The 21,459-nt window shown below is 59.4% G+C and carries 20 protein-coding genes; 7 read left to right on the plus strand and 13 right to left on the minus strand.

What is annotated here, in order from left to right:
• Positions 1-41 precede the first annotated feature (41 nt).
• Entirely contained in the window at positions 42-779 is a 738-nt protein-coding gene (gene phbB, locus HHJ17_RS17660; RefSeq protein WP_296501856.1) for an acetoacetyl-CoA reductase, read from the plus strand.
• A 65-nt stretch (positions 780-844) separates the two neighbouring features.
• Here phbB and HHJ17_RS17665 read toward each other — a convergent pair whose 3' ends face one another.
• From HHJ17_RS17665 to HHJ17_RS17710, 10 genes are all read right to left on the minus strand, one after another.
• Entirely contained in the window at positions 845-2,797 is a 1,953-nt protein-coding gene (locus tag HHJ17_RS17665; protein ID WP_296501857.1) for an ATP-binding cassette domain-containing protein, read from the minus strand.
• A 128-nt stretch (positions 2,798-2,925) separates the two neighbouring features.
• Complete coding sequence (prmB, locus tag HHJ17_RS17670) at positions 2,926-3,813, minus strand: 50S ribosomal protein L3 N(5)-glutamine methyltransferase (protein WP_296501858.1); 888 nt, start codon at positions 3,811-3,813, stop codon at positions 2,926-2,928.
• Complete coding sequence (dapE, locus tag HHJ17_RS17675; protein ID WP_296501859.1) at positions 3,810-4,985, minus strand: succinyl-diaminopimelate desuccinylase; 1,176 nt, start codon at positions 4,983-4,985, stop codon at positions 3,810-3,812. The genes prmB and dapE overlap by 4 nt, the downstream gene beginning before the upstream one ends.
• A 13-nt stretch (positions 4,986-4,998) precedes the next feature.
• Positions 4,999-6,162 carry a PilT/PilU family type 4a pilus ATPase gene (locus tag HHJ17_RS17680; RefSeq protein WP_296501860.1) on the minus strand — a complete coding sequence of 388 codons (1,164 nt, stop codon included), beginning with the start codon at positions 6,160-6,162 and terminating at the stop codon, positions 4,999-5,001.
• A gap of 41 nt (positions 6,163-6,203) precedes the next feature.
• The gene (gene dapD, locus HHJ17_RS17685; protein WP_296501861.1) at positions 6,204-7,028 is read right to left on the minus strand and encodes a 2,3,4,5-tetrahydropyridine-2,6-dicarboxylate N-succinyltransferase; all 825 of its coding nucleotides are present in this window, start codon (positions 7,026-7,028) and stop codon (positions 6,204-6,206) included.
• A 30-nt stretch (positions 7,029-7,058) separates the two neighbouring features.
• On the minus strand, positions 7,059-8,279 hold the full coding sequence (gene dapC, locus HHJ17_RS17690; protein WP_296501862.1) for a succinyldiaminopimelate transaminase: 1,221 nt from the start codon (positions 8,277-8,279) through the stop codon (positions 7,059-7,061).
• A 50-nt stretch (positions 8,280-8,329) separates the two neighbouring features.
• Positions 8,330-9,145 carry a glutamate racemase gene (gene murI / locus HHJ17_RS17695; protein ID WP_296501863.1) on the minus strand — a complete coding sequence of 272 codons (816 nt, stop codon included), beginning with the start codon at positions 9,143-9,145 and terminating at the stop codon, positions 8,330-8,332.
• An 18-nt stretch (positions 9,146-9,163) separates the two neighbouring features.
• Entirely contained in the window at positions 9,164-10,717 is a 1,554-nt protein-coding gene (locus tag HHJ17_RS17700; RefSeq protein WP_296506698.1) for a fumarate hydratase, read from the minus strand.
• A 115-nt stretch (positions 10,718-10,832) separates the two neighbouring features.
• Positions 10,833-11,303, minus strand: a complete 471-nt coding sequence (locus HHJ17_RS17705) for a cytochrome c (protein ID WP_296506699.1) — start codon at positions 11,301-11,303, stop codon at positions 10,833-10,835.
• A gap of 4 nt (positions 11,304-11,307) precedes the next feature.
• Positions 11,308-11,910 (minus strand): YqhA family protein, encoded by a 603-nt coding sequence (locus HHJ17_RS17710; RefSeq protein WP_296506701.1) that lies wholly within the window; start codon positions 11,908-11,910, stop codon positions 11,308-11,310.
• Between the two features lie 157 nt (positions 11,911-12,067).
• On the opposite strand from HHJ17_RS17710, the gene acs reads away from it, so the two are divergent.
• Entirely contained in the window at positions 12,068-14,065 is a 1,998-nt protein-coding gene (gene acs, locus HHJ17_RS17715; RefSeq protein ID WP_296501867.1) for an acetate--CoA ligase, read from the plus strand.
• Between the two features lie 113 nt (positions 14,066-14,178).
• Here the strand turns inward: acs and HHJ17_RS17720 are convergent, their stop codons facing one another.
• Positions 14,179-14,481 (minus strand): c-type cytochrome, encoded by a 303-nt coding sequence (locus HHJ17_RS17720; RefSeq protein WP_296506704.1) that lies wholly within the window; start codon positions 14,479-14,481, stop codon positions 14,179-14,181.
• Positions 14,482-14,585: 104 nt separating this feature from the next.
• Between HHJ17_RS17720 and HHJ17_RS17725 the strand changes: the two genes are divergently transcribed.
• Entirely contained in the window at positions 14,586-14,831 is a 246-nt protein-coding gene (locus HHJ17_RS17725; protein ID WP_296506707.1) for a TIGR04438 family Trp-rich protein, read from the plus strand.
• A gap of 70 nt (positions 14,832-14,901) precedes the next feature.
• Here the strand turns inward: HHJ17_RS17725 and ilvD are convergent, their stop codons facing one another.
• Positions 14,902-16,596, minus strand: coding sequence for a dihydroxy-acid dehydratase (gene ilvD / locus HHJ17_RS17730; RefSeq protein WP_296506708.1), 1,695 nt, complete (start codon positions 16,594-16,596; stop codon positions 14,902-14,904).
• Between the two features lie 129 nt (positions 16,597-16,725).
• On the opposite strand from ilvD, the gene HHJ17_RS17735 reads away from it, so the two are divergent.
• From HHJ17_RS17735 to HHJ17_RS17750, 4 genes are read left to right on the plus strand one after another with little or no spacing between them, the layout of a single operon-like run.
• A complete protein-coding gene (locus HHJ17_RS17735) occupies positions 16,726-17,658 on the plus strand; it encodes a LysR family transcriptional regulator (protein ID WP_366557563.1) in 933 nt (310 codons plus the stop codon).
• A 44-nt stretch (positions 17,659-17,702) separates the two neighbouring features.
• Positions 17,703-18,521 (plus strand): prolipoprotein diacylglyceryl transferase, encoded by an 819-nt coding sequence (gene lgt / locus HHJ17_RS17740; RefSeq protein WP_296502013.1) that lies wholly within the window; start codon positions 17,703-17,705, stop codon positions 18,519-18,521.
• Between the two features lies 1 nt (position 18,522).
• Positions 18,523-19,323: an enoyl-CoA hydratase/isomerase family protein gene (locus HHJ17_RS17745; RefSeq protein ID WP_296501871.1), complete on the plus strand. Its 801-nt coding sequence runs from the start codon at positions 18,523-18,525 to the stop codon at positions 19,321-19,323.
• Positions 19,324-19,370: 47 nt separating this feature from the next.
• On the plus strand, positions 19,371-20,918 hold the full coding sequence (locus tag HHJ17_RS17750) for a malonyl-CoA synthase (protein WP_296506712.1): 1,548 nt from the start codon (positions 19,371-19,373) through the stop codon (positions 20,916-20,918).
• Positions 20,919-20,980: 62 nt separating this feature from the next.
• Here HHJ17_RS17750 and HHJ17_RS17755 read toward each other — a convergent pair whose 3' ends face one another.
• Entirely contained in the window at positions 20,981-21,424 is a 444-nt protein-coding gene (locus HHJ17_RS17755; RefSeq protein WP_296501873.1) for a universal stress protein, read from the minus strand.
• Positions 21,425-21,459: the final 35 nt, after the last annotated feature.

Below are 21,459 nucleotides of genomic sequence, written 5' to 3' on the forward strand. Positions count from 1 at the left end.
CCACAATCTGATACGAATAATTTTACAAAGAGGAAACAAAAATGAGTCAAAAAGTAGCCTACGTCACGGGTGGTATGGGTGGCATCGGGACCGCCATTTGCCAGCGCCTGAGCAAAGAAGGTTTCAAGGTCATCGCGGGCTGCGGCCCAACGCGTGACCATGCCAAATGGATCTCGGAGCAGGCTGCATTGGGTTTTACGTTTTATGCGTCGGCCGGTAACGTCGGTAACTGGGACTCCACGGTGGACGCCTTTAGCAAGACCAAGGCCGAGCACGGCACGATCGACGTGTTAGTGAACAACGCCGGCATCACCAAGGACCGCATGTTCTTGAAGATGACGCGTGAAGACTGGGATGCCGTGATCGAAACCAACCTGAACAGCATGTTCAACGTCACCAAGCAGGTGGTCGGTGACATGGTGGAAAAAGGCTGGGGCCGCATCATCAACATTTCATCCGTGAACGGCGTCAAGGGCCAGGCTGGTCAGACCAACTACTCGGCTGCTAAAGCCGGTATGCATGGTTTTTCGATGGCGCTGGCGCAGGAAATGGCAACCAAGGGCGTGACGGTCAACACGGTCAGCCCGGGCTACATTGGCACGGACATGGTCAAAGCCATCCGTCAGGAAGTGCTCGACAAGATCATTGCGACGGTGCCGGTCAAGCGTTTGGGTGAGCCCGGCGAAATTGCGTCCATCATCGCGTGGCTGGCATCCGACGAAGGTGGTTACGCCACGGGCGCCGAGTTCTCGGTGAACGGTGGCCTGCACATGGGCTGATTGCTTTTACAGGATCAAAAAAAACCCGCGCAAGCGGGTTTTTTTTGATCTGAAATGCGTGCCGGTTAGATCGACGCGGCTTCCAGCTTGCCGGACACCGTCAGCCATTGTTCTTCCAGGCTTTGCAGTTCGTCGTTAACGGTTTTCAGGCCTTTGCCAAATTCGGCAATTTCGGTCGGGTGATTGGCCTTGCTCAAATGGCCTTCCAGAGAGGCGCCTTCACCGTTGAGCACGGCCATGCGCGCCTCGATATCTTCCAGTTGACGCTTGAGCGAACCCGTCGGCGCTGGTTTGGCCTTGACCGGTGCAGGCGCTGCGGCCAACGCTTTGCGCTCGGCCTTGGCAGCCGCGCTGCTGGCCTCTTTGATGGCCTCGCGCTGGCGCTTGGCTTCGTCCAGCAGGTAGCGCTGGTAGTCGTCCAGATCGCCGTCAAACGGCGCCACACCACCGCGCGACACCATCCAGAACTCATCGCACACGGCGCGCAGCAAAGCCCGGTCATGGCTGACCAGCATGACGGTGCCTTCAAACTCATTGAGAGCCATGGCGAGCGCTTCCCGCGTGGCCAAGTCCAGGTGATTGGTTGGCTCATCCAGCAGCAACAGGTTGGGGCGCTGCCAGACGATCATGCACAACACCAGACGGGCTTTTTCACCGCCGCTCATGCTGCCCACGGCCTGCTTGACCATGTCGCCGCCGAAGTTGAAGGTACCGAGGAAGCTGCGCAGGTCTTGTTCGCGCGTGGCCTGGCCGGCAATCTTGCCGGCCGCCGTCACTTCTTTGACCAGCCGAATCATGTGTTCCAGCGGGGTGTCGGCCGGGCGCAGCACGTCGAGCTCTTGCTGGGCAAAGTAGCCAATGTTGAGGCCCTTGCCTTCGGTCAACTCACCGCCGATGGCTTGCAAATCACGGGCCACGGTCTTCACCAGCGTGGATTTACCCTGGCCATTGGCACCCAGAATACCGATGCGCTGACCGGCCAGCACCGAGCGGCTGACGTTGTTCACGATCACCGTGGGCGGTGTGCCTTCGGGTGAACCTTCAGGGGCCGGGTAGCCAAAACTCACACCCGTCATCGACAGCATCGGGTTGGGCAGGTTGGCCGGTTCCTTGAACTCGAAGGTGAAATCGGCATCCGCCAGCAGCGGGGCGATTTTTTCCATGCGGTCCAGCGCCTTGACCCGGCTTTGGGCCTGCTTGGCTTTGCTGGCCTTGGCCTTGAAGCGGGCAATGAACTTTTGCAAGTGGGCAATCTTGTCCTGCTGCTTGGAAAAGGCGTTTTGTTGCAGCGTCATCTGCTCGGCACGCATGTCTTCAAACTTGCTGTAGTTGCCACCGTAGCGCACCAGCTTGCCGGCATCAATGTGCAAGGTGACGTTGGTCACGGCATCCAGAAACTCCCGGTCATGGCTGATGACGACCATCGTGCCTTCGTATTTTTTGAGCCAGGCCTCCAGCCAGACCAGCGCGTCCAAATCCAGGTGATTGGTTGGCTCATCGAGTAGCAGCAGGTCGGACGGGCACATCAGCGCGCGGGCCAGTTGCAGGCGCATGCGCCAGCCGCCGGAGAAGCTGTTCACCGGGTTGGTCAATTCAGTCGTCTTGAAACCCAGACCGAGAATCAGCGCCTGGGCGCGGGCGGGCGCGTCGTGCGCACCCGCGTCCTGCAGCGCCATGTAGGCGTGCGCCATGCGGTCGTAGTCGTCGGTGGCCTCCGAGGCCGTGACTTCGTTTTGAGCGGCCAGCAGATCGGTGTCGCCGTCGACCACGAAGTCGGTGGCGCTTTGCTCGGTCTCGGGCATGTCCTGGGCCACCTGGCCCATGCGCCATTGGCTAGGGATGAAATATTCGCCCCCGTCTTCATGCAGCGAGCCATTGAGCAGCGCAAACAGCGAGGACTTGCCGGCGCCGTTGCGGCCCACCAGACCCACTTTTTCGCCCGGGTTGATGGTGACGGTGGCACTGTCGAGCAGCAGCTTGGCACCGCGGCGCAGTATGACGTTTTTAAGAGTAATCACGAAATTTATTCAGTTGGAGTGAGATTTTGAAATGGCCTGCCGGATCTGATCGGCCCGCCATCATTGGGCGCAGACTTGGATGGATTGCGGGTCAAGCCCGCAATGAACGCCCTGGGAATACCCTGATTTTAGGCTAACAGCGCTTCGCGGGTCAGCAGCAGCACTTGTTCCTCACCGGCACTGGTTTCCAGCCAGATGGCTTGAAGCCCGGGAAAGGCGGCTTCAAAGTGTTCTTGTTCGTTGCCAATTTCCAGCACCAGCACGGCGCCAGGCGCCATTTGCGCCGGTGCCTCCTGCAGGAGCCGGCGGATAAAGTCCATGCCGTCGCTGCCGCCCAGCGCGTTGCCGTCCAGCGCCAGCGCGGGCTCGGCGTGGTATTCAGGGGGCAGGGCGGCCATGCTTTGCGCATTGACGTAAGGCGGGTTGCACAAAATCAGGTCGTACGGACCGTGCACGCTGGCCAGCCCATCGGAGCTCAGCAGCGTAATACGCTCCTGCAGGCCGTGCTTGTCGATGTTGATGCGGGCGACCGCCAGCGCATCGGCCGAGATGTCGGACGCATCCACTGTCACTTCCGGGTAGGTCATGGCGGCGAGCACGGCCAGACTGCCATTGCCGGTACACAGGTCGAGCACCCGCCGGGTCGATTCGGTGAGCCAATAGTCAATGCCGCCGTCCACCAGCAATTCGGCAATCAGGGAGCGCGGCACGATGACCCGTTCATCCACGTAAAAGGGCACGCCCTGCAACCAGGCTTCGTGGGTCAGGTAGGCGGCGGGTTTGCGGGATTCGATTCGTGCTATTAAAAGAGTAGCTACCTGCGCTTGTTTTTCGGGGGCTACAGGCTGATTTCCTATGGAATCGGGGCCGTCCAGCGGGGTATCGAGTGGCAAGCCGAGTTGCCACAAAACCAGCCATGCCGCCTCGTCAAAGGCGTTGGTGGTGCCGTGGCCAAAGGCCACCTTGGCGTCAAGCAGCTGTTGGGTGCCCGTTTTGATCAGTTCCAGAATGGTCATGTCGTTAGCCGTGTGCTCAGATTTTCCAGCACACGCCGGTAAATGTTTTTAAGAGGTTCGATGTCTGCCACATGCAGGTGTTCGTCGATTTTGTGGATGGTGGCGTTGGGAGGGCCGACCTCGATCACCTGCGGGCAGATTTTGGCAATGAAACGGCCGTCACTGGTGCCGCCGGTGGTGGACAACACGGTGTCAATGCCGGTCTCGGCCTTGATGGCGGCACACACGGCATCCACCAGCGTGCCCGGCGTGGTCAGAAAAGGCAAGCCGCCAACCGTCCACGTCAAGTCAAAGTCAAGGCCGTGCTGCTGCAGCACGGCCTGCAACCGTGTTTGCAGCGCCTCGGGGTTGGATTCGGTGCAAAAGCGAAAATTGAAATCAATCACCACCGCGCCGGGAATGACATTGCTGGCGCCGGTGCCGCCGTGGATGTTGCTGACCTGCCAGGAGGTGGGTGGGAAAAAATCGTTGCCCCGGTCCCATTCGATGCCGACCAACTCCGCCAAGGCGGGGGCCACCAGATGAATCGGGTTTTTCGCCAGATGGGGGTAGGCAATATGGCCCTGCACGCCTTTGACGGTGAGCTTGCCGCTCATGGTGCCGCGGCGGCCGTTCTTGATCATGTCGCCGGTGTGCTCCAGCGAGGTGGGCTCGCCGACGATGCAGTAATCGAGCTTTTCGCCCCGTGCTTGCAGGGCCTCGCACACGATGACCGTGCCATCGGTGGCGGGGCCTTCTTCGTCGCTGGTGAGTAAAAAACCAATCGACAAGGCGGTATCAGGTTGCGCCGTCACAAATTCTTCAACGGCGACGACAAAAGCCGCCAGCGAGGTCTTCATGTCACTGGCGCCGCGGCCATACAACTTGCCGTCACGGTGCGTGGGCGTGAACGGGTCGCTGTGCCACTGCGCCAGCGGGCCGGTCGGCACGACATCGGTGTGACCGGCAAACACTATTAATTCAGTAGCTACTCCCGCAGGTACAGCGGAGGCTGCAGCCCTTTTGGCCCATAAATTGGTGACGCGGAAGTGATCCGGACCGCTGGCGATGGTTTCACAGACAAAGCCCAGCGGGGCCAGTCGGGCGGCGATGATGTCCTGGCAGCCGGCGTCATCGGGTGTGAGTGAGGCGCGGGAAATCAGTTGTTCGGTCAGGTAGAGCGTGCGTGACATGAGCGGTTCGGAATCAGTGTGTCACGTCGAGCGTGATCTCGGTGAACGAGGGCTCGTCGTCCGGGTCTTCCAGTGGTTCCTGGGGTTTGGCGCGGGCGGTAAAGTCGTTTTGCAGGCGCCACATCAAATTGGTGGGCGAATCGGCATTGAGCAAGCCCTCTTTGCGCTCCACGATGCCTTCCATCACCAGGCGGGCGATGTCATGCTCAAAAGTCTGGCCGCCTTCTGCCATCGATTTTTCCATGGCTTCTTTCACGCCCGAGAAATCGCCTTTTTCAATCATCTCCGCCACCAGGCTGGTGTTGAGCATGATCTCGACGGCGGGGATGCGGCCGCCGGCGACCGTGCGCAGCAGTCGCTGCGACACAATGGCTTTGGTGGCGGCGGCCAGGTCGCCCAGCATGGTCTGGCGAACCTCGACCGGGTAAAAGCTCAGGATGCGGTTGAGCGCCTGGTAGCTGTTGTTGGCATGCAGGGTGGCCAGGCACAAATGACCGGTCTGGGCATAGGCAATGGCCGCCGACATGGTTTCGCGGTCGCGGATTTCACCAATCAGGATCACGTCCGGGGCTTGGCGCAATGCATTCTTGAGCGCCAGTTGGGTCGACTGGGTGTCCGAGCCGACTTCGCGCTGGTTGACCACCGAACGTTTGTTCTTGAACAGGAACTCAATCGGATCCTCAATGGTGAGGATGTGGCCGGTGGCGTTTTGGTTGCGGTGATCCACGATGGAGGCCATCGTCGTGCTTTTGCCCGCACCCGTGGCGCCGACCATCAGGATCAGGCCGCGTTTTTCCATCACCAGATCACCCAAAATCATGGGCACGGAGAGGCTGGCCAGCGCCGGAATGTCCATCGAGATGAAGCGGATCACCGCGGCAATCGAGCCGCGCTGGCGCATGGCACTGATCCGGAAGCGGCCGACACCGGGCAGAGGCCAGCCCATGTTCAGCTCATTCAGTTCTTGCAGCTCTTCGATGCGTTCCGGCGGCAAGATCTCACTCAGCAAATTGAGCGGCGCATCGGGCGGCAGAATCTGGCTGTTGATGGGAACGCATTCCCCGTTGATCCGGATCAGGGCGGGAGAGTGGGCTGACAAATAAACGTCCGAGGCATGCTTTTCGCCCATCAAGCGAAGAATGCGCTCCATCGTGCCGGATGTGCCGTTGGTTGCCATGGTTCAGCCCCTCTTTCCGTTGTCGTTAATCGGGAAAAGGATCAGTCGCGCAGCAAGTCGTTCAGGCTGGTTTTGGCGCGGGTTTGCGCGTCCACCCGCTTGACGATGATGGCCGCGTACAGGCTGTATTTGCCGCCGTCTTTGGGCAGGTTGCCGCTGATAACGACGGAGCCACTTGGAATGCGGCCGTAGCTGACGGTGTCGGTGGCGCGGTCATAAATAGGGGTGCTTTGGCCGATGTAAACGCCCATGGAAATGACCGAGTTTTCTTCGACGATCACGCCCTCCACGATTTCCGACCGGGCACCGACAAAGCAGTTGTCTTCGATGATGGTGGGGTTGGCCTGCATGGGTTCGAGCACGCCGCCGATGCCGACGCCGCCGGATAAATGCACATTCTTGCCAATCTGCGCGCAGGAGCCGACGGCGGCCCAGGTGTCGACCATGGTGCCTTCGTCCACGTAGGCGCCAATGTTGACGAAGGAAGGCATCAGAATCACGCCCTTGGCCAGGTAGCTGCCGCGGCGCGCCACCGCGGGCGGCACCACGCGCACGCCGGTTGCGCTCATGGCTGCTGCGTCCAGGCCGGCAAATTTGGTGGGCACCTTGTCGTAAAAACCGAGGTCACCCGCTTGCATGATGGCGTTGTCTGACAGGCGGAAGCTCAGGAGCACCGCTTTTTTGATCCACTGGTGCACGGTCCACTGGCCCACGGCCTCGCGGGTGGCCACGCGCAGGGCGCCGGAGTCAAGCTGGGCGAGGACGTGTTCGACAGCGTCTTTGACTTCTTTGCTGGCCGATTTGACGGAGATGTTGGCGCGGTCTTCCCAGGCGGCGTCAAGGATGTTTTGGAGTTGTTGGGTCATGAGATGGCTTCTTTTAAATGGAGTTCAAGTTCAGGCTCTGGATTTGACAAATTGGACGATGCGCTGGGCAGCTTCAAGACATTCGGCGGTTTCGGCCACCAGCGCCATGCGGATACGTCCTTCACCGGGATTCGCGCCGTGACTGTCACGGGCCAGATAGGAACCGGGCAAAACCGTCACATTGTAAAGAGTGAATAAATCGCGCGTGAAGTCGACGTCATTGCCCTTTACTTTGGCCCACAAATAAAAGCCGGCATCCGGTAGCGCCACCTCCAGCACCTCGGCCAGCAGCGGCGTGACCTGGGCGAACTTGCTGCGGTACAGCGCCCGGTTGTCGATGACGTGCTGCTCATCGCGCCAGGCGGCGATGCTGGCCGCCTGCACCACCGGGCTCATGGCGCTGCCGTGGTAAGTGCGGTAGAGCAAAAACTGCTTCAGGAGGGCGGCATCACCCGCCACAAAGCCGCTGCGCATACCGGGCACGTTGCTGCGTTTGGACAGGCTGGTGAACGAGATCAGGTTTTTGAAATCGCTGCGGCCGAGTTGGATGGCGGCTTCCATGCCGCCCAGTGGCGGTTCGTCGCGGAAGTAAATCTCGCTGTAGCACTCGTCGGAGGCGATGACAAAGCCGAAGCGGTCGCTCAAAGCAAACAGCTTTTTCCACTCGGTTAGGGGCATCACCGCGCCGGTGGGGTTGCCCGGCGAACAGACGATCAGCAGCTGGGTGCGCGCCCAGACCGCTTCAGGCACGCTGTCCCAGTCCTGCGCAAAATTGCGCGCCGGGTCGCTCGGCACAAAGTAAGGCTGGGCACCGGCCAGCAGCGCGGCGCCTTCGTAGATTTGGTAGAACGGGTTGGGGCATACCACCACCGGCGCCTGCTCGGCGCTGCTCCCGGTTGGCCTGGGGTTGACGATGGTTTGGGTCAGGGCAAACAGGGCTTCGCGCGAGCCGTTCACTGGCAGTACCTGGGTGGCCGGGTTCACGTCCAGACCGTAGCGCTGTTTCAGCCAGTGCACAAAGGCTTCGCGCAGTTGGGGTTCGCCGGCCGTTGCCGGGTAAGCCGCCAGCCCACTGGGCGTGCTGACAATCGAATCCACCATCGCCTGCTGGATGAACTTGGGCGTGGGGTGTTTGGGCTCGCCCATGCCGAGGCTGATCGGCCGCAGGGCCGGGTTGGGGGTGACGTTGGCGAAAAGCTGGCGCAGCCGCTCAAACGGATAGGGTTGCAGGTGGGAAAGCAGTGGGTTCATGGGTTGCGATTATCCCTTGTGGGTGCGCTATTTCGCACCGGCGGTGAATCTCAGACCAACAACAATTCAACCGGGCAATCCAGGGCCAGCCAGCGTTGGGCGGCCCGTTGGACGGCTTCGCGTTCACCGGTGGTCAGCAGCACGCATTGTCCTGGGGTGCCAGTTGGCGCCAAGGTTTGCAGCCGGCGACGGGTTTGGCGCGCCACCGGTTCGCCGTTGTCGATCAGCTGCACGTCGGGCCCGACCAGCTTGGTCAGGTGCTCACTGGCAAACGGGTAGTGCGTGCAGCCCAGCACCAGCGTGTCAATTTGCCCATTTTTAATGCCAAATTGGCCCATAGCCCCCGTGTAATATGCGCAGAGTGCTATTATTTTTGTAGTATCTTCGTGCTCGATGGCATCGGCCAGTCCGTCGCAGGGCTGGCAGACGAAGTCCGCTTGGCCCGCCAGTGACTCGACGAGGGTGCGAAACTTGGCACTGCCCAGAGTGCCGCGGGTGGTCATGACGCCAATGCGCCGGGTCTGGCTGTGTGCCACCGCGGGTTTGAGAGCCGGTTCCACTCCGATGATGGGCAGCGTGGGGTGCTCAGCGCGCAGTAAATGAATGGCCACCGCCGTGGCGGTGTTGCAGGCAATGACCAGCGCCTTGATGTGATGCTGCGTCAGCAAATGGCGGGTGATGGCGCGGGAGCGTTCAATCACATGGGCGTCATCGCGTTCGCCGTAGGGCGCGTGGCCGCTGTCCGCCACGTACACAAAGTCCTCAAACGGGAGTTCGGCGCGCAACGCCCGCAGCACGCTCAAGCCGCCGATGCCGCTGTCAAACACCCCGATGGGGTGCTTGACTAAACGGGGATCAGAGCCCAATTTTTGCTGCGGTTGCTGTTAATTACCGGCGACTGCAATGCCCTTGAACTCGCCGGTGGCGATCCGCTTTTGCCACTCGGCGGGGCCGGTGATGTGCGCGCTGGTGCCGCCGGAATCCACCGCCACGGTGACCGGCATGTCGACCACGTCAAATTCGTAAATGGCTTCCATGCCGAGGTCGGCAAAGCCCACGACCTTGGCTTGCTTGATGGCCTTGCTCACCAGGTAGGCGGCGCCGCCGACCGCCATCAAATAGGCACTCTTGTGCTTCTTGATGGCTTCGATGGCGACCGGGCCGCGTTCGGCTTTGCCGATCATGGAGATCAGGCCGGTCTCGCTCAGCATCATCTCAGTGAAATCGTCCATGCGGGTCGCGGTGGTCGGGCCGGCGGGGCCGACGGCTTCGCCCTTGATTGGGTCCACCGGGCCGACGTAATAAATCACGCGGTTGGTAAAGTCCACGGGCAGCTTCTCGCCCTTGGCCAGCATGTCCTTGATGCGCTTGTGGGCAGCATCGCGTCCGGTCAGCATTTTGCCGTTCAGCAGCAGGGTGTCGCCCGGTTTCCAGCTGGCCACTTCTTCTTTGGTCAGGGTGTTGAGGTCGACTTTTTTGCTTTTGACATAGTCGGGCGTCCACTGGACATCCGGCCACAAGTCGAGCGACGGGGGGTCCAGGTACACCGGGCCGCTGCCATCCATCACAAAGTGGGCGTGGCGGGTGGCGGCGCAGTTGGGGATCATGGCCACCGGCTTGCTGGCGGCATGGGTCGGGTACATCTTGATCTTGATGTCCAGCACGGTGGTGAGGCCGCCCAAACCTTGCGCGCCAATGCCGAGGGCGTTGACTTTTTCAAACAATTCGAGGCGGAGTTCTTCGGTTTTGCTCAAGGCTTGACCGCTTGAGGATTTGGCCTGCAACTCGTACATGTCCAAGTCGTCCATCAGACTTTGCTTGGCCATCAGCACCGCCTTTTCAGCGGTGCCGCCAATGCCAATGCCGAGCATGCCGGGCGGGCACCAACCGGCGCCCATGGTGGGTACGGTTTTCAGCACCCAGTCGACCACCGAGTCGCCGGGGTTGAGCATGACCATCTTGCTTTTGTTCTCGCTGCCGCCGCCTTTGGCTGCCACGGTGACTTCCAGCGTGTTGCCGGGCACGATTTCCGCGAAGATCACGGCGGGGGTGTTGTCTTTGGTGTTCTTGCGGTCAAACTGCGGATCGGCCACGATGCTGGCGCGCAAGGTGTTGTCGGGGTGGTTGTAGGCGCGGCGCACACCTTCGTTGATGGCGTCGTCCAGGCTGCCGGTGAAGCCTTCCCAGCGCACATCCATGCCGACTTTGAGGAACACGTTGACGATGCCGGTGTCCTGGCAAATCGGCCGATGGCCGGTGGCGCTCATCTTGCTGTTGGTCAGGATTTGCGCAATCGCGTCTTTCGCCGCCGGGCTTTGTTCGCGCTCATAGGCGCGGGCCAGGTGGGCGATGTAATCAGCGGGGTGGTAGTAGCTGATGTACTGCAGGGCAGCGGCAACGGACTCGATCAGGTCGTTTTGTTGGATGCTTGTGGTCATGGTGATGCGAAACCTCAGGTGTTCGGGGGATTGACTGGTTGGCGGCAATGGCGATAAGTTTAACCAAGCTCACACCGTCAAGGACGATGCGGCAGGGCCATACCGGAGTTGAAAATCAGGAGCCGGTATCGTCGCGGAATTGGTTGTGGCAGGTCTTGCAACTCTTTTGCACTTCATTGACTGCGGGCCGGATGCGCTCCAAATCGCCGCTCTCGGCGGCCTTGACGAGCTGGTTGACCGTGCCCTGGTATTGATCCTGGGCCGCTTTGAATTCAGCCGGCTTTTGCCACACTTCGGCTTTGGCGTGGGTTGGCGGGTAATTGCCATCCGGGGTGAAGTAAGCCCAGGGCTGCTTGGAGAGCTTTTCCAATTCCAGGGCGCTGATGTTGAACTCACGCGGGTTGTAGTCCTTGCGGCCCCGCGCCACCAGGCCCATCGGCTCCAGGGTGCGCGTGAATTGCTTGAAAATAGCCCGACGTTTGCTGACCAGCTGGTCGGGATGCGTGTCTTTAGGTTCTTCGTTGCAGGCCGTAAGGGCAAAGGCGGCGGCAAGGGCCAGCAATGACGACGTTAACAATCTGAACATGGATTTAATGCGCTTCGTTTTGCGTACGCGACATCAAACGGTCGGTATACGCAATGGCCATGGCGGACAGTAAAAATGTGATGTGTATCGCAGTTTGGGCAATCAGCACTTTTTCGTCGTAGTTGGCCGCGTTGATGAAGGTCTTGAGCAGGTGGATGGAGCTGATGCCAATGATGGCGGTCGCCAGCTTGACCTTGAGCACCGAGGCATTGACATGGCTGAGCCACTCCGGTTGGTCGGGGTGACCTTCCAGGTCCATGCGGCTGACAAAGGTCTCGTAACCCCCCACAATCACCATGATCAGCAGGTTCGAGATCATGACCACGTCAATCAGCGCCAGAACCACCAGCATGATGATGGTCTCGTTGAGCGCGGTGGTGGTGAATGTTTCCTTGTAGCCAATGCTGGTGATCAAGGCCTGCAGCGCGGTCTGGTTGCCAAAGGCGGCTTCCAGCAGGTGCACCAGTTCAATCCAGAAATGGAACACATAAACACCCTGCGCCGCGATCAGACCCAGGTAAAGCGGCAGCTGCAGCCAGCGACTGGCAAAAATGAAAGTCGGGATGGGGCGCATGCGACGTGTTTTTTCAGGCGTAGGTTCGGACATTGGAGGTCTGGGGTTGGTACGGGATTGAGCATTGTAGGTGGGGTGTCAAACGGCCGGCCCGGCTCTGCTACATTCGAAATTCGGGGCCAGTCAGTGGCATGTAAGTGCGAACACCGACAGTCGCGCACAACTTTTGTTAACTAGAGGAGACATATTAATGAGTGCACCATCGTCTGCTATTGAGTCCGTATTGGTTGAGAACCGCGTTTTCCCGCCGAGTGAGGCGATCGTAAAAGCGGCCCGCATTTCCGGCATGGATGGCTACAACGCACTGTGCGCTGAAGCTGAAAAAGATTTTGAGGGTTTCTGGGCTCGGCTGGCACGTGAAAACGTCCTGTGGAGCAAGCCCTTTACCAAGACGCTGGACGAGTCCAATGCGCCGTTTTACAAATGGTTTGACGACGGTGAACTGAATGCGTCGGCCAACTGCCTGGACAAGCACATGGGCACGCCGGTTGAAAACAAGACCGCGGTCATTTTTGAAGCTGACGACGGCACCGTCATCAAGACCAGCTACAAAGAACTGCTCGCCAAGGTCAGCCAGTTTGCCAACGCACTCTCGGCACACGGTATCCAAAAAGGTGACCGCGTTCTGATTTACATGCCGATGACGTTAGAAGGCGTGATCGCCATGCAGGCCTGTGCCCGCATTGGCGCCACCCACAGCGTGGTGTTCGGTGGCTTCTCGGCCAAGGCGCTGCAAGAACGCATTATTGATGCGGGCGCGGTGGCGGTGGTCACCTGCAATTACCAGATGCGCGGCGGCAAAGAATTGCCGCTGAAAGCCATTGTGGACGAAGGTCTGGCCTTGGGCGGTTGCGAATCCATCAAGAATGTGTTCGTGTACCAACGCACCGCTACCGCCTGCAACATGGTGGCGGGCCGCGACAAAACATTTACCGAAGCCCTGGAAGGCCAGAGCACCGTGTGCGCACCGGTCGCCGTGGGTGCCGAGCATCCGCTGTTCATCCTGTTTACCTCCGGCTCCACCGGCAAGCCCAAGGGCGTGCAGCACTCCACCGGCGGTTTCCTGCTGTGGTCCAAGCTGACCATGGATTGGACGTTCGATCTTCAGCCCTCCGATGTGTTTTGGTGTACCGCCGATATCGGCTGGATCACGGGTCACGCCTACGTGGCTTACGGCCCGCTGGCGGCCGGTGCCACCCAGGTCATCTTTGAAGGCATCCCCACTTACCCGGATGCTGGCCGCTTCTGGCAAATGATCGAGCGCCATAAAGTCTCGATTTTCTACACGGCGCCTACCGCCATTCGCTCACTGATCAAAGCTGCCGAGAGCAATGAAAAAGTGCATCCTGACCGCTCTGACCTGAGCAGCTTGCGCATTTTGGGTTCGGTGGGTGAGCCGATCAACCCAGAAGCCTGGATGTGGTACTACAAAAACATCGGTGGCGAGCGTTGCCCGATTGTGGACACCTTCTGGCAGACCGAAACCGGTGGTCACATGATCACGCCGCTGCCAGGCGCGACGCCGCTGGTTCCTGGTAGCTGCACTTTGCCGCTGCCCGGCATCATGGCGGCGATCGTGGACGAAGCCGGTAACGATGTGCCCAATGGTTCCGGTGGTTTGTTGGTCATCAAGCGCCCATGGCCTTCGATGATCCGCAACATCTGGAATGATCCACAGCGTTTCAAGAGCAGCTATTTCCCTGAAGAGTTGGGTGGCAAGACTTACCTCGCGGGCGACGGCGCGGTGCGCAGCGCTGACCGCGGTTACTTCCGCATCACCGGCCGGATTGATGACGTGTTGAACGTGTCGGGTCACCGCATGGGCACCATGGAAATCGAATCGGCGTTGGTCGCCAAGTCTGATCTGGTGGCTGAAGCCGCTGTGGTGGGACGTCCGGATGACCTGACCGGTGAGGCTATTTGTGCCTTTGTCGTGCTCAAGCGTCCTTGCCCAACCGGTGATGAGGCCCGTGCCATTGCCAAGGAACTGCGTGACTGGGTTGCCAAAGAAATTGGCCCAATTGCCAAGCCGAAAGACATTCGTTTTGGCGAGAACCTGCCGAAAACCCGCTCTGGCAAGATCATGCGTCGCCTGTTGCGCTCGCTGGCCAAGGGTGAGTCCATTACCCAGGATACGTCAACCCTGGAAAATCCGGCCATTCTGGATCAGCTCGGTCAAACGTATTGACGCTCTAAAAATAATAGCTGCTGATGCCCGTTGTGCGGGCGCTAGCAGCTAATTATGAGCAATGAAAAAGCCCGCAATTGCGGGCTTTTTTGCGGCTCAGCCGGACGGGGAGTTCAGCTCGCCAGAATCCAGGCCGCCAGTTTTTTGGCGTCAGCCTCGTTGACCTGGGCATTGGCCGGCATAGGAATAACACCCCAAACGCCAGACCCGCCTTTCATGATTTTGACGGCCAGCTTGTCCACGGCATCTTTTTGGCCCGCGTATTTCTTGGCGACGTCTTTGTAAGCAGGTCCCACCAGTTTTTTGTCAACGGCATGGCAGGCCATGCAATTTTTGGAAGTGGCCAAGGCCTGATCGGCCAATGCAGGCGCAGTTACAGAAACTGCAGCAACTAAAGCAAAGAGAGCACGTTTCATCTAATCTTCCTCGGGTGTTGGATTACAGTCTACTAACGGCATTGTAATGAGGGTGGTTGACATCCGTCAGATGTCGGAATTTTGAAAAATGACAGGAGCGTCAGATGTATTTATTGGGACTTGGTCTGGTTTTATTGGGTTTAAAGTATCTTGAAATAGGGCCGGTGGCCGCTTGGGACTGGTGGGTTGTATTGCTGCCTTTTGGCTTGGCGGTGCTCTGGTGGGTTTGGGCGGATACGTCCGGTTACACCAAGAAGACGGCCATGGAGCGGGAAGATGCACGCCGAAAAGCCCGCATCGACAGAAATCAGGAGGCCTTGGGCACCCAGCCCAAAAAGAACCGGCGCTAACGGATTAGCAAAAAAGCCCGCTTAGACATGCGCCTAAGCGGGCTATTTAAATCGCTAAATCAACGCTTTTTCAGTAGTTGTCGAGTACCGCGCCTTTGCTGGCGGTCGACGCGTTAAAGGCAAACTTGGCCTGCACGCCACGGGTGTAGCGTGGCAAGGGTGCCGTCCAGGCGGCCCGGCGTTTGGCAATTTCTTCATCGCTGACATTGAGTTGCAGCAGCAACTGGTGCGCATCGATGGTGATGGAGTCACCTTCCTGGATGAAGGCAATGGTGCCGCCCGCAGCCGCTTCGGGTGCGACGTGACCCACGACCATGCCCCAAGTGCCGCCAGAGAAGCGGCCATCGGTGATCAGTCCCACAGACTCGCCCAGGCCTTGCCCGACCAGCGCACCGGTGGGGGCCAGCATTTCGGGCATGCCGGGGCCGCCTTTGGGGCCCAGGTAGCGCAGCACCATGACGTCGCCCGCCACGATCTTGCCCGCCAGAATGGCGGCTAGGCCGGATTGCTCGTCTTCAAACACGCGGGCCGGGCCGGTCATGACCGGGTTTTTCAGGCCGGTGATCTTCGCCACGCAGCCTTCGGGAGACAGGTTGCCTTTCAGAATGGCCAGATGTCCCTGGGCGTACATCGGGTTGCTCAAGGGGCGAATCACGTCCTGGTCAGCACGCGGCGCATCTGGCACATCCTTTAGCACTTGCGCCACCGTCTGGCCGGTGATGGTGATGCAGTCGCCATGCAGCAGCCCGGCGGCCAGCAAGGTCTTCATGACTTGCGGAATGCCACCGGCGCGGTGCAGGTCGACCGCCAGGTAGTCGCCGCTGGGTTTCAGGTTGCACAGCACCGGTGTCTTTTGGCGCACGCGCTCAAAGTCGTCAATCGTCCACTCCACGCCCGCTGCATGGGCAATCGCCAGAAAGTGCAGCACGGCGTTGGTGGAGCCGCCGATCGCCATGATGACGGCGACGGCATTCTCGATCGATTTGCGGGTCACGATGTCGCGTGGTTTGATGTCTTTTTTGATCGCTTCGATCAGCACCTTGGCCGACTCTTTGGCCGAGTTCACTTTCTCGTCATGCGGGTTGGCCATGGTGGAGGAGTAAGGCAGGGAAATGCCCAGTGCTTCAAACGCGCTTGACATGGTGTTGGCGGTGTACATGCCACCACAGGAACCGGTGCCAGGGATGGCACGGCGTTCGATTTGCAGCAGGTCTTCGTCGCTCATGCGTCCGGCAGCGTTCTCGCCGACGGCTTCAAACACGCTCACGATGTTGAGGTCTTTACCCTTGTAATGGCCGGGCAGGATGGTGCCGCCATAGACAAAGATGGCCGGTACATTGGCGCGCAGCATGCCCATCAGGCCGCCCGGCATGTTTTTGTCGCAGCCGCCGATCACCAGTACGCCGTCCATCCACTGGCCTTGCACGCAGGTTTCAATACAGTCGGAAATCACCTCACGGCTGATCAGCGAGTACTTCATGCCCTCGGTTCCCATCGACATGCCGTCTGAAATGGTGGGGGTGCCAAACACCTGGGCGTTGCCGCCGGCTTCTTCAATCGCGGCGATCGCGGCATCGGCCAGTTTTTGCAGGCCACTGTTGCACGGCGTGATGGTGCTGTGACCATTGGCGACCCCAACCATGGGTTTCTTGAAATCATCCGCCTCGTAGCCCATGGCGTAGTACATGGAGCGGTTGGGCGCGCGTGACTTGCCCTCCGTGATGTTTTTGCTGCGGGGGTTCAGGATGACGGGTTGGATGTCCATGAAAGCTCTCAGGTAAGTGGGGTGGCTGATTTGTCAATCGAAGTATGCGCCGGGTTAATATGTTGGTCTAATATATTTTTAAGTTGTTATTAATATGTATGGCGTATGAATGAGTCACTTGCCCAGCCATTGAACCCGCATCTCATCGAACTCCGGCTTTGGCGGCAGTTCGTCGCCGTGGCCGAAGAATTGCATTTTGGCCATGCAGCGATCCGCCTGCACATGACCCAGCCGCCCTTGACGCAAGCGATCGCCCAGTTGGAAAAATTGCTGGGCGTGCGCCTGTTTGACCGGACCAAACGCAGCGTTCAACTGACCGCCACCGGGCAAGCCTTGTTGCCGGCCGTGCTGGATCTGCTGGCCCGGGCGCAAGCGTTACCGGCACAGGCACGGGCGGCGGCAGCTGGCGAAGTCGGGCGCCTGCGGTTGGCCTTTGTGTCCACGGTGGGTTTTGCGCTCCTGCCGCAATGGGTGCGAGGTTTTCGGGAGCAATACCCCAAGGTGAAGTTGGACCTGCTGGAGGCCACCGGTGACGTGCAGTTGCTGGGGCTGGAACGCGGCGAGATCGATGCTGGCTTCATGTTGCATGCGCCCGGTTTTTCCCCACCGGGTTTGGATCGCTTGTTGATCACACAGGAGCCGCTGGTGCTGGCCCTGCCGGAACAGCATCGGCTGACCAATCTTCCTGCGCTGGCTTTGAACGAGGTGCTGGCTGAACCGTTGATCATCTTTCCGCGGCGCATCGTGCCGTCGCTGTTTGATGCGATTTTTGCGCGCTACCATGCGGCGGCTTTCCTGCCTGTGGTCGTGCAGGAGGCTATCCAGATGCAAACGATTGTCAACCTGGTGTCGGCGGGGCTGGGGGTGGCCTGGGTGCCCGACAGCGTGCGGCAGTTTCAGCGCTCTGGCGTGGTGTACCGCGAGGTTGGCAACACCCCAACGGATGCCGGTAATAAAGGCAGTGCCATGCCGGGCTGCGAGACCAGTCTGGTGTGGAATCATGACAGCGCCAGCCCGACGCTGGAGCGGTTTGTTGACTTTGCCCGGTCGCAGATTGCATAAGGCCTGCGCGACCTGCCGCCGTGCTTGCGTGCACAATGCCGTCCATGCTGATTCATCCACACATTAATCCTGTCGCCCTGCAACTGGGGCCTTTGGCCGTCCATTGGTATGGACTGACCTATCTGGCCGCTTTTGGTCTGTTCATGTTTCTGGGTATCCGTCGTCTGCGGCATGAGCCCTTTGCGTCGATCACCGGGCTCGGTGCCTGGAGTCGCCGGGATATCGAGGATTTTCTGTTTATGGGGGTGATGGGCGTGGTGCTGGGTGGCCGCATCGGTTATTGCCTGTTTTACAAACCACTCTATTACTTGGCGCATCCGCTGGAGGTTTTTGCGGTTTGGCAAGGCGGCATGAGCTTTCACGGCGGCATGCTGGGCGTTATCGCGGCGATGATCTGGTTTGCCCATTCCCGCCACAAGCCCTGGCTGCAGGTGGCGGACTTTGTGGCGCCCTGTGTGCCAACAGGGCTGGCGGCGGGGCGGGTCGGCAACTTCATCAATGGTGAGTTGTGGGGCCGTTTGAGCAGTCCGGACCTGCCTTGGGGCATGGTGTTTCGGGGTGCCGGCGACTTGCCACGCCACCCGTCGCAGGTGTACCAGTTTTTGGGGGAAGGCCTGCTGTTGTTCGTGCTGCTGTGGCTGTATGCCCGCAAGGAGCGCAGACAGGGGCAAGTGGCGGCCGCCTTTTTGGTCGGCTACGGGACGTTCCGCTTTGCGGCCGAGTTTTTCCGCGAGCCCGATGCTTATCTTGGCATTTTGTCGCTGGGCTTGAGCATGGGCCAATGGCTGTGTCTGCCCATGATCGTGGGCGGCATCGCTCTGTGGTGGTGGGCGCAGAAGTCGTCTGCGCAGGTGAGTAAATAACATGCGTGGATCTGTTCAATTTGAGCAGCAGGCGGGCGTGGCGCGGGTCACCATCAGCTACCCACCCCGCTTCAACGCCATGTCGCGTGCCATGTGGCGCGAACTTCGCTATGTTTTTGAGAGCGTACAAAACAGCACGGACGTGCGCTGCGTGGTGATTTCCGGAGAGAACGGTCACTTCTGTTCGGGCGGCGATATTTCAGAATATGCGGACTTCCGGTTTCAGGAGTCCAGCCTGCGCGACTTTCATGAAAACGATGTCTGGGGCGGTCTGCAGGCCATGCTGGACTGCGATGTTCCCATCGTGGCGCAAATTGAAGGCAACTGCATGGGGGCTGGCGTTGAAATCTCCAGTTGTTGTGATATCCGCCTGGCAAGCGTGTCCGCCCGATTTGGTGCGCCCATTGCCCGGCTGGGTTTCCCCATGGCCCCGCGCGAGGCGGCCTTGGTGGCGCGTGAAGCGGGTCTGGGTATTGCGCGCCAAATGTTGCTGGAAGCGGCGATTTTCAGCGCGACCGACATGAAGGCCGCTGGCTTTCTCAGTCGGGTGCTGGTCGATGAGCAACTGGCGGCGGAGGTGCAAACCACGGCGCTGCATATTGCGAGCTTGGCGCCTCAGGCGGCAAGACTCAACAAACAGACCTTTCGTGCATTAATTAGCCCTCTAGCCCCCGTCAATACTGCGCATTCAGCTATTAATTCAATAGCAAATAAGGTTGATGAGTCCTATGCCTACGCGGACAGCGCCGAGCACCGGGAAGGTATCCAGGCCTTTCTGGAAAAAAGAAAACCGGCATTTTGAGCCTCTGTGGCCATTGACTCACATCGTATTTCCACTTTGATTCGCGCATGCAGAACATCACATCTCCGAGTAATGACAACCTATTTGCGGCACTTCGCGCGGCTTTCCCCCTCCTGCTGGACGAGGTTGCTGTCGAGACGGATAACGGCCTGACTTATTCCTGGCGCGACCTGGAACGCGCCACCGCCATGATGGCGAATCTGCTGGATTCACTGGGGCTGCCTGACGGTTCCCGTATTGCCGTGCAGGTCGACAAGTCGGTTGAAGCGATGGTGCTGTACCTGGCGACTTTGCGTGCCGGTTATGTGTTCTTGCCGCTCAACACGGCCTATCAAAGTGCCGAGATCGAGTATTTCATCGGCAATGCCGAGCCGGCCGTGGTGGTGTGCACGGGCCAGAACTTTGGCTGGATCAGCAAGATTGCCTTCAAGGCCGGCACCCAGCACGTGTTCACCCTCAATGACGACCGCACCGGTTCCTTGTTGGACCGCGCCGCGCATTGTTCTGACCAACATCCGGTGGCAGTCCGGCACGCCGATGACTTGGCCGCCATTTTGTATACCAGCGGCACCACTGGCCGTTCTAAAGGCGCCATGCTGACGCACGGCAATTTGCTGAGCAATGCGCGGGTGTTGAAAGACTACTGGGGCTGGCGCAGCGCCGAGGAGGGCGGTGATGTGCTGATTCACGCTTTGCCCATCTTCCATGTGCACGGCTTGTTTGTGGCCATTCACGGCGCGCTGCTCAACGGCAGCAAGATGATCTGGCTGAGTAAGTTTGACCCCAAACTGGTGATTAAAAAATTGCCCGAGGCCACGGTGTTCATGGGGGTGCCCACGCTTTATGTACGTTTGCTGGCCGAGCCGGGCCTGACCGCTGAGGCAGCTCGCCACATGCGACTTTTTATTGCCGGGTCGGCCCCCTTGTCGATTGAAACCTTCACCGAGTGGCAAGAGAGAACCGGGCACACCATTCTGGAGCGTTACGGCATGAGCGAGACCGCCATGCTCACCTCCAACCCGTATGACGAGACCGACGGTGAGCGCCGTGGTGGCACGGTTGGTTTTGCACTGCCGGGCGTGAGTCTGCGGGTGCAGGATGAAGCCGGACAGGCCGCGGCCGTGGGCGAGATCGGTGACATCCAGGTCAAGGGGCCCAATGTGTTTCAGGGCTACTGGCGCATGCCCGAAAAAACGGCCGAAGAATTCACGGCTGACGGCTACTTCAAAACAGGTGATGTCGGCAAAATTGACGCCCTGGGTTATGTGACGATCGTGGGGCGCAGCAAAGACCTGATCATCAGTGGCGGCTACAACGTCTATCCGGCCGAAATTGAAGGCTATATCAACGAGTTGTCCGGTGTAATCGAGAGCGCTGTGATTGGCATCCCGCATGCGGATTTTGGCGAGATCGGCGTTGCCGTGGTCATTGCCAAGCCAGGGGCCTCACTCGACCCCGTCCAAATCATCGCCAGCCTGAAATCGAAGTTGGCCAATTTCAAGGTGCCCAAGCAGTGTTTTGTGGTTGAGGTCCTGCCGCGCAACACCATGGGCAAGGTTCAAAAAAATGTTTTGCGGGCGCAATACGGCTGCTGAGTAGCCATGAATTTGCTACCCAATTCTTGGCTTGATACGCATGCCTTACGGGGCTGTCTGCCTCAACGTAGCACAAGAACCGGAACGTGAGAGTGCGTCAGCACCTGCTGAGTTTCGCTGCCAAGCAGCAAACGTTTGATACCACGGCGTCCATGGGACGCCATCACGATCAAATCGCATTTGTGTTTTTTTGCGGCAGCGATGACAGCATCCGACACCAGGTCGGACTTGACCGTGATGGCCTTGGTCTTGACACCTTTTGCCAGCGCGGCCTTCTGAACTGCATCAACGATGGCTTGCCCATCCTCGGCCCATTGCTTCTCTACCCGGCTGACCTCTGCCGCTTGCAAGGCCAAGCCGCCCTCAAAATAGCTTTGCGGGTAACGCGGAACTACTTTTAAAGCCACCAACTCTGCGTTTGCCAGCGCTGCCAGCGCAATGGCGCTGGTGACCGCTTTTTTTGACAAGGTAGAGCCATCGGTGGCGACAAGAATTCGTTGGTACATGAATAGCTCCTGATTTGAGGTAAGTGGCAAGCTTA

It is taken from the genome of Rhodoferax sp. (genome assembly GCF_012927445.1).
Taxonomy (GTDB): Bacteria; Pseudomonadota; Gammaproteobacteria; order Burkholderiales; family Burkholderiaceae_C; genus Rhodoferax.

Bases quoted from the DNA above. Each gene is read 5' to 3' on its own strand.
- phbB (WP_296501856.1), top strand. From the start codon at position 42: ATGAGTCAAAAAGTAGCCTACGTCACGGGTGGTATGGGTGGCATCGGG.
- prmB (WP_296501858.1), bottom strand. From the start codon at position 3,813: ATGACCATTCTGGAACTGATCAAAACGGGCACCCAACAGCTGCTTGAC.
- dapE (WP_296501859.1), bottom strand. From the start codon at position 4,985: ATGTCACGCACGCTCTACCTGACCGAACAACTGATTTCCCGCGCCTCA.
- HHJ17_RS17680 (WP_296501860.1), bottom strand. From the start codon at position 6,162: ATGGCAACCAACGGCACATCCGGCACGATGGAGCGCATTCTTCGCTTG.
- dapD (WP_296501861.1), bottom strand. From the start codon at position 7,028: ATGACCCAACAACTCCAAAACATCCTTGACGCCGCCTGGGAAGACCGC.
- dapC (WP_296501862.1), bottom strand. From the start codon at position 8,279: ATGAACCCACTGCTTTCCCACCTGCAACCCTATCCGTTTGAGCGGCTG.
- HHJ17_RS17700 (WP_296506698.1), bottom strand. From the start codon at position 10,717: ATGACCACAAGCATCCAACAAAACGACCTGATCGAGTCCGTTGCCGCT.
- HHJ17_RS17705 (WP_296506699.1), bottom strand. From the start codon at position 11,303: ATGTTCAGATTGTTAACGTCGTCATTGCTGGCCCTTGCCGCCGCCTTT.
- HHJ17_RS17710 (WP_296506701.1), bottom strand. From the start codon at position 11,910: ATGTCCGAACCTACGCCTGAAAAAACACGTCGCATGCGCCCCATCCCG.
- acs (WP_296501867.1), top strand. From the start codon at position 12,068: ATGAGTGCACCATCGTCTGCTATTGAGTCCGTATTGGTTGAGAACCGC.
- HHJ17_RS17720 (WP_296506704.1), bottom strand. From the start codon at position 14,481: ATGAAACGTGCTCTCTTTGCTTTAGTTGCTGCAGTTTCTGTAACTGCG.
- HHJ17_RS17725 (WP_296506707.1), top strand. From the start codon at position 14,586: ATGTATTTATTGGGACTTGGTCTGGTTTTATTGGGTTTAAAGTATCTT.
- ilvD (WP_296506708.1), bottom strand. From the start codon at position 16,596: ATGGACATCCAACCCGTCATCCTGAACCCCCGCAGCAAAAACATCACG.
- lgt (WP_296502013.1), top strand. From the start codon at position 17,703: ATGCTGATTCATCCACACATTAATCCTGTCGCCCTGCAACTGGGGCCT.
- HHJ17_RS17745 (WP_296501871.1), top strand. From the start codon at position 18,523: ATGCGTGGATCTGTTCAATTTGAGCAGCAGGCGGGCGTGGCGCGGGTC.
- HHJ17_RS17750 (WP_296506712.1), top strand. From the start codon at position 19,371: ATGCAGAACATCACATCTCCGAGTAATGACAACCTATTTGCGGCACTT.
- HHJ17_RS17755 (WP_296501873.1), bottom strand. From the start codon at position 21,424: ATGTACCAACGAATTCTTGTCGCCACCGATGGCTCTACCTTGTCAAAA.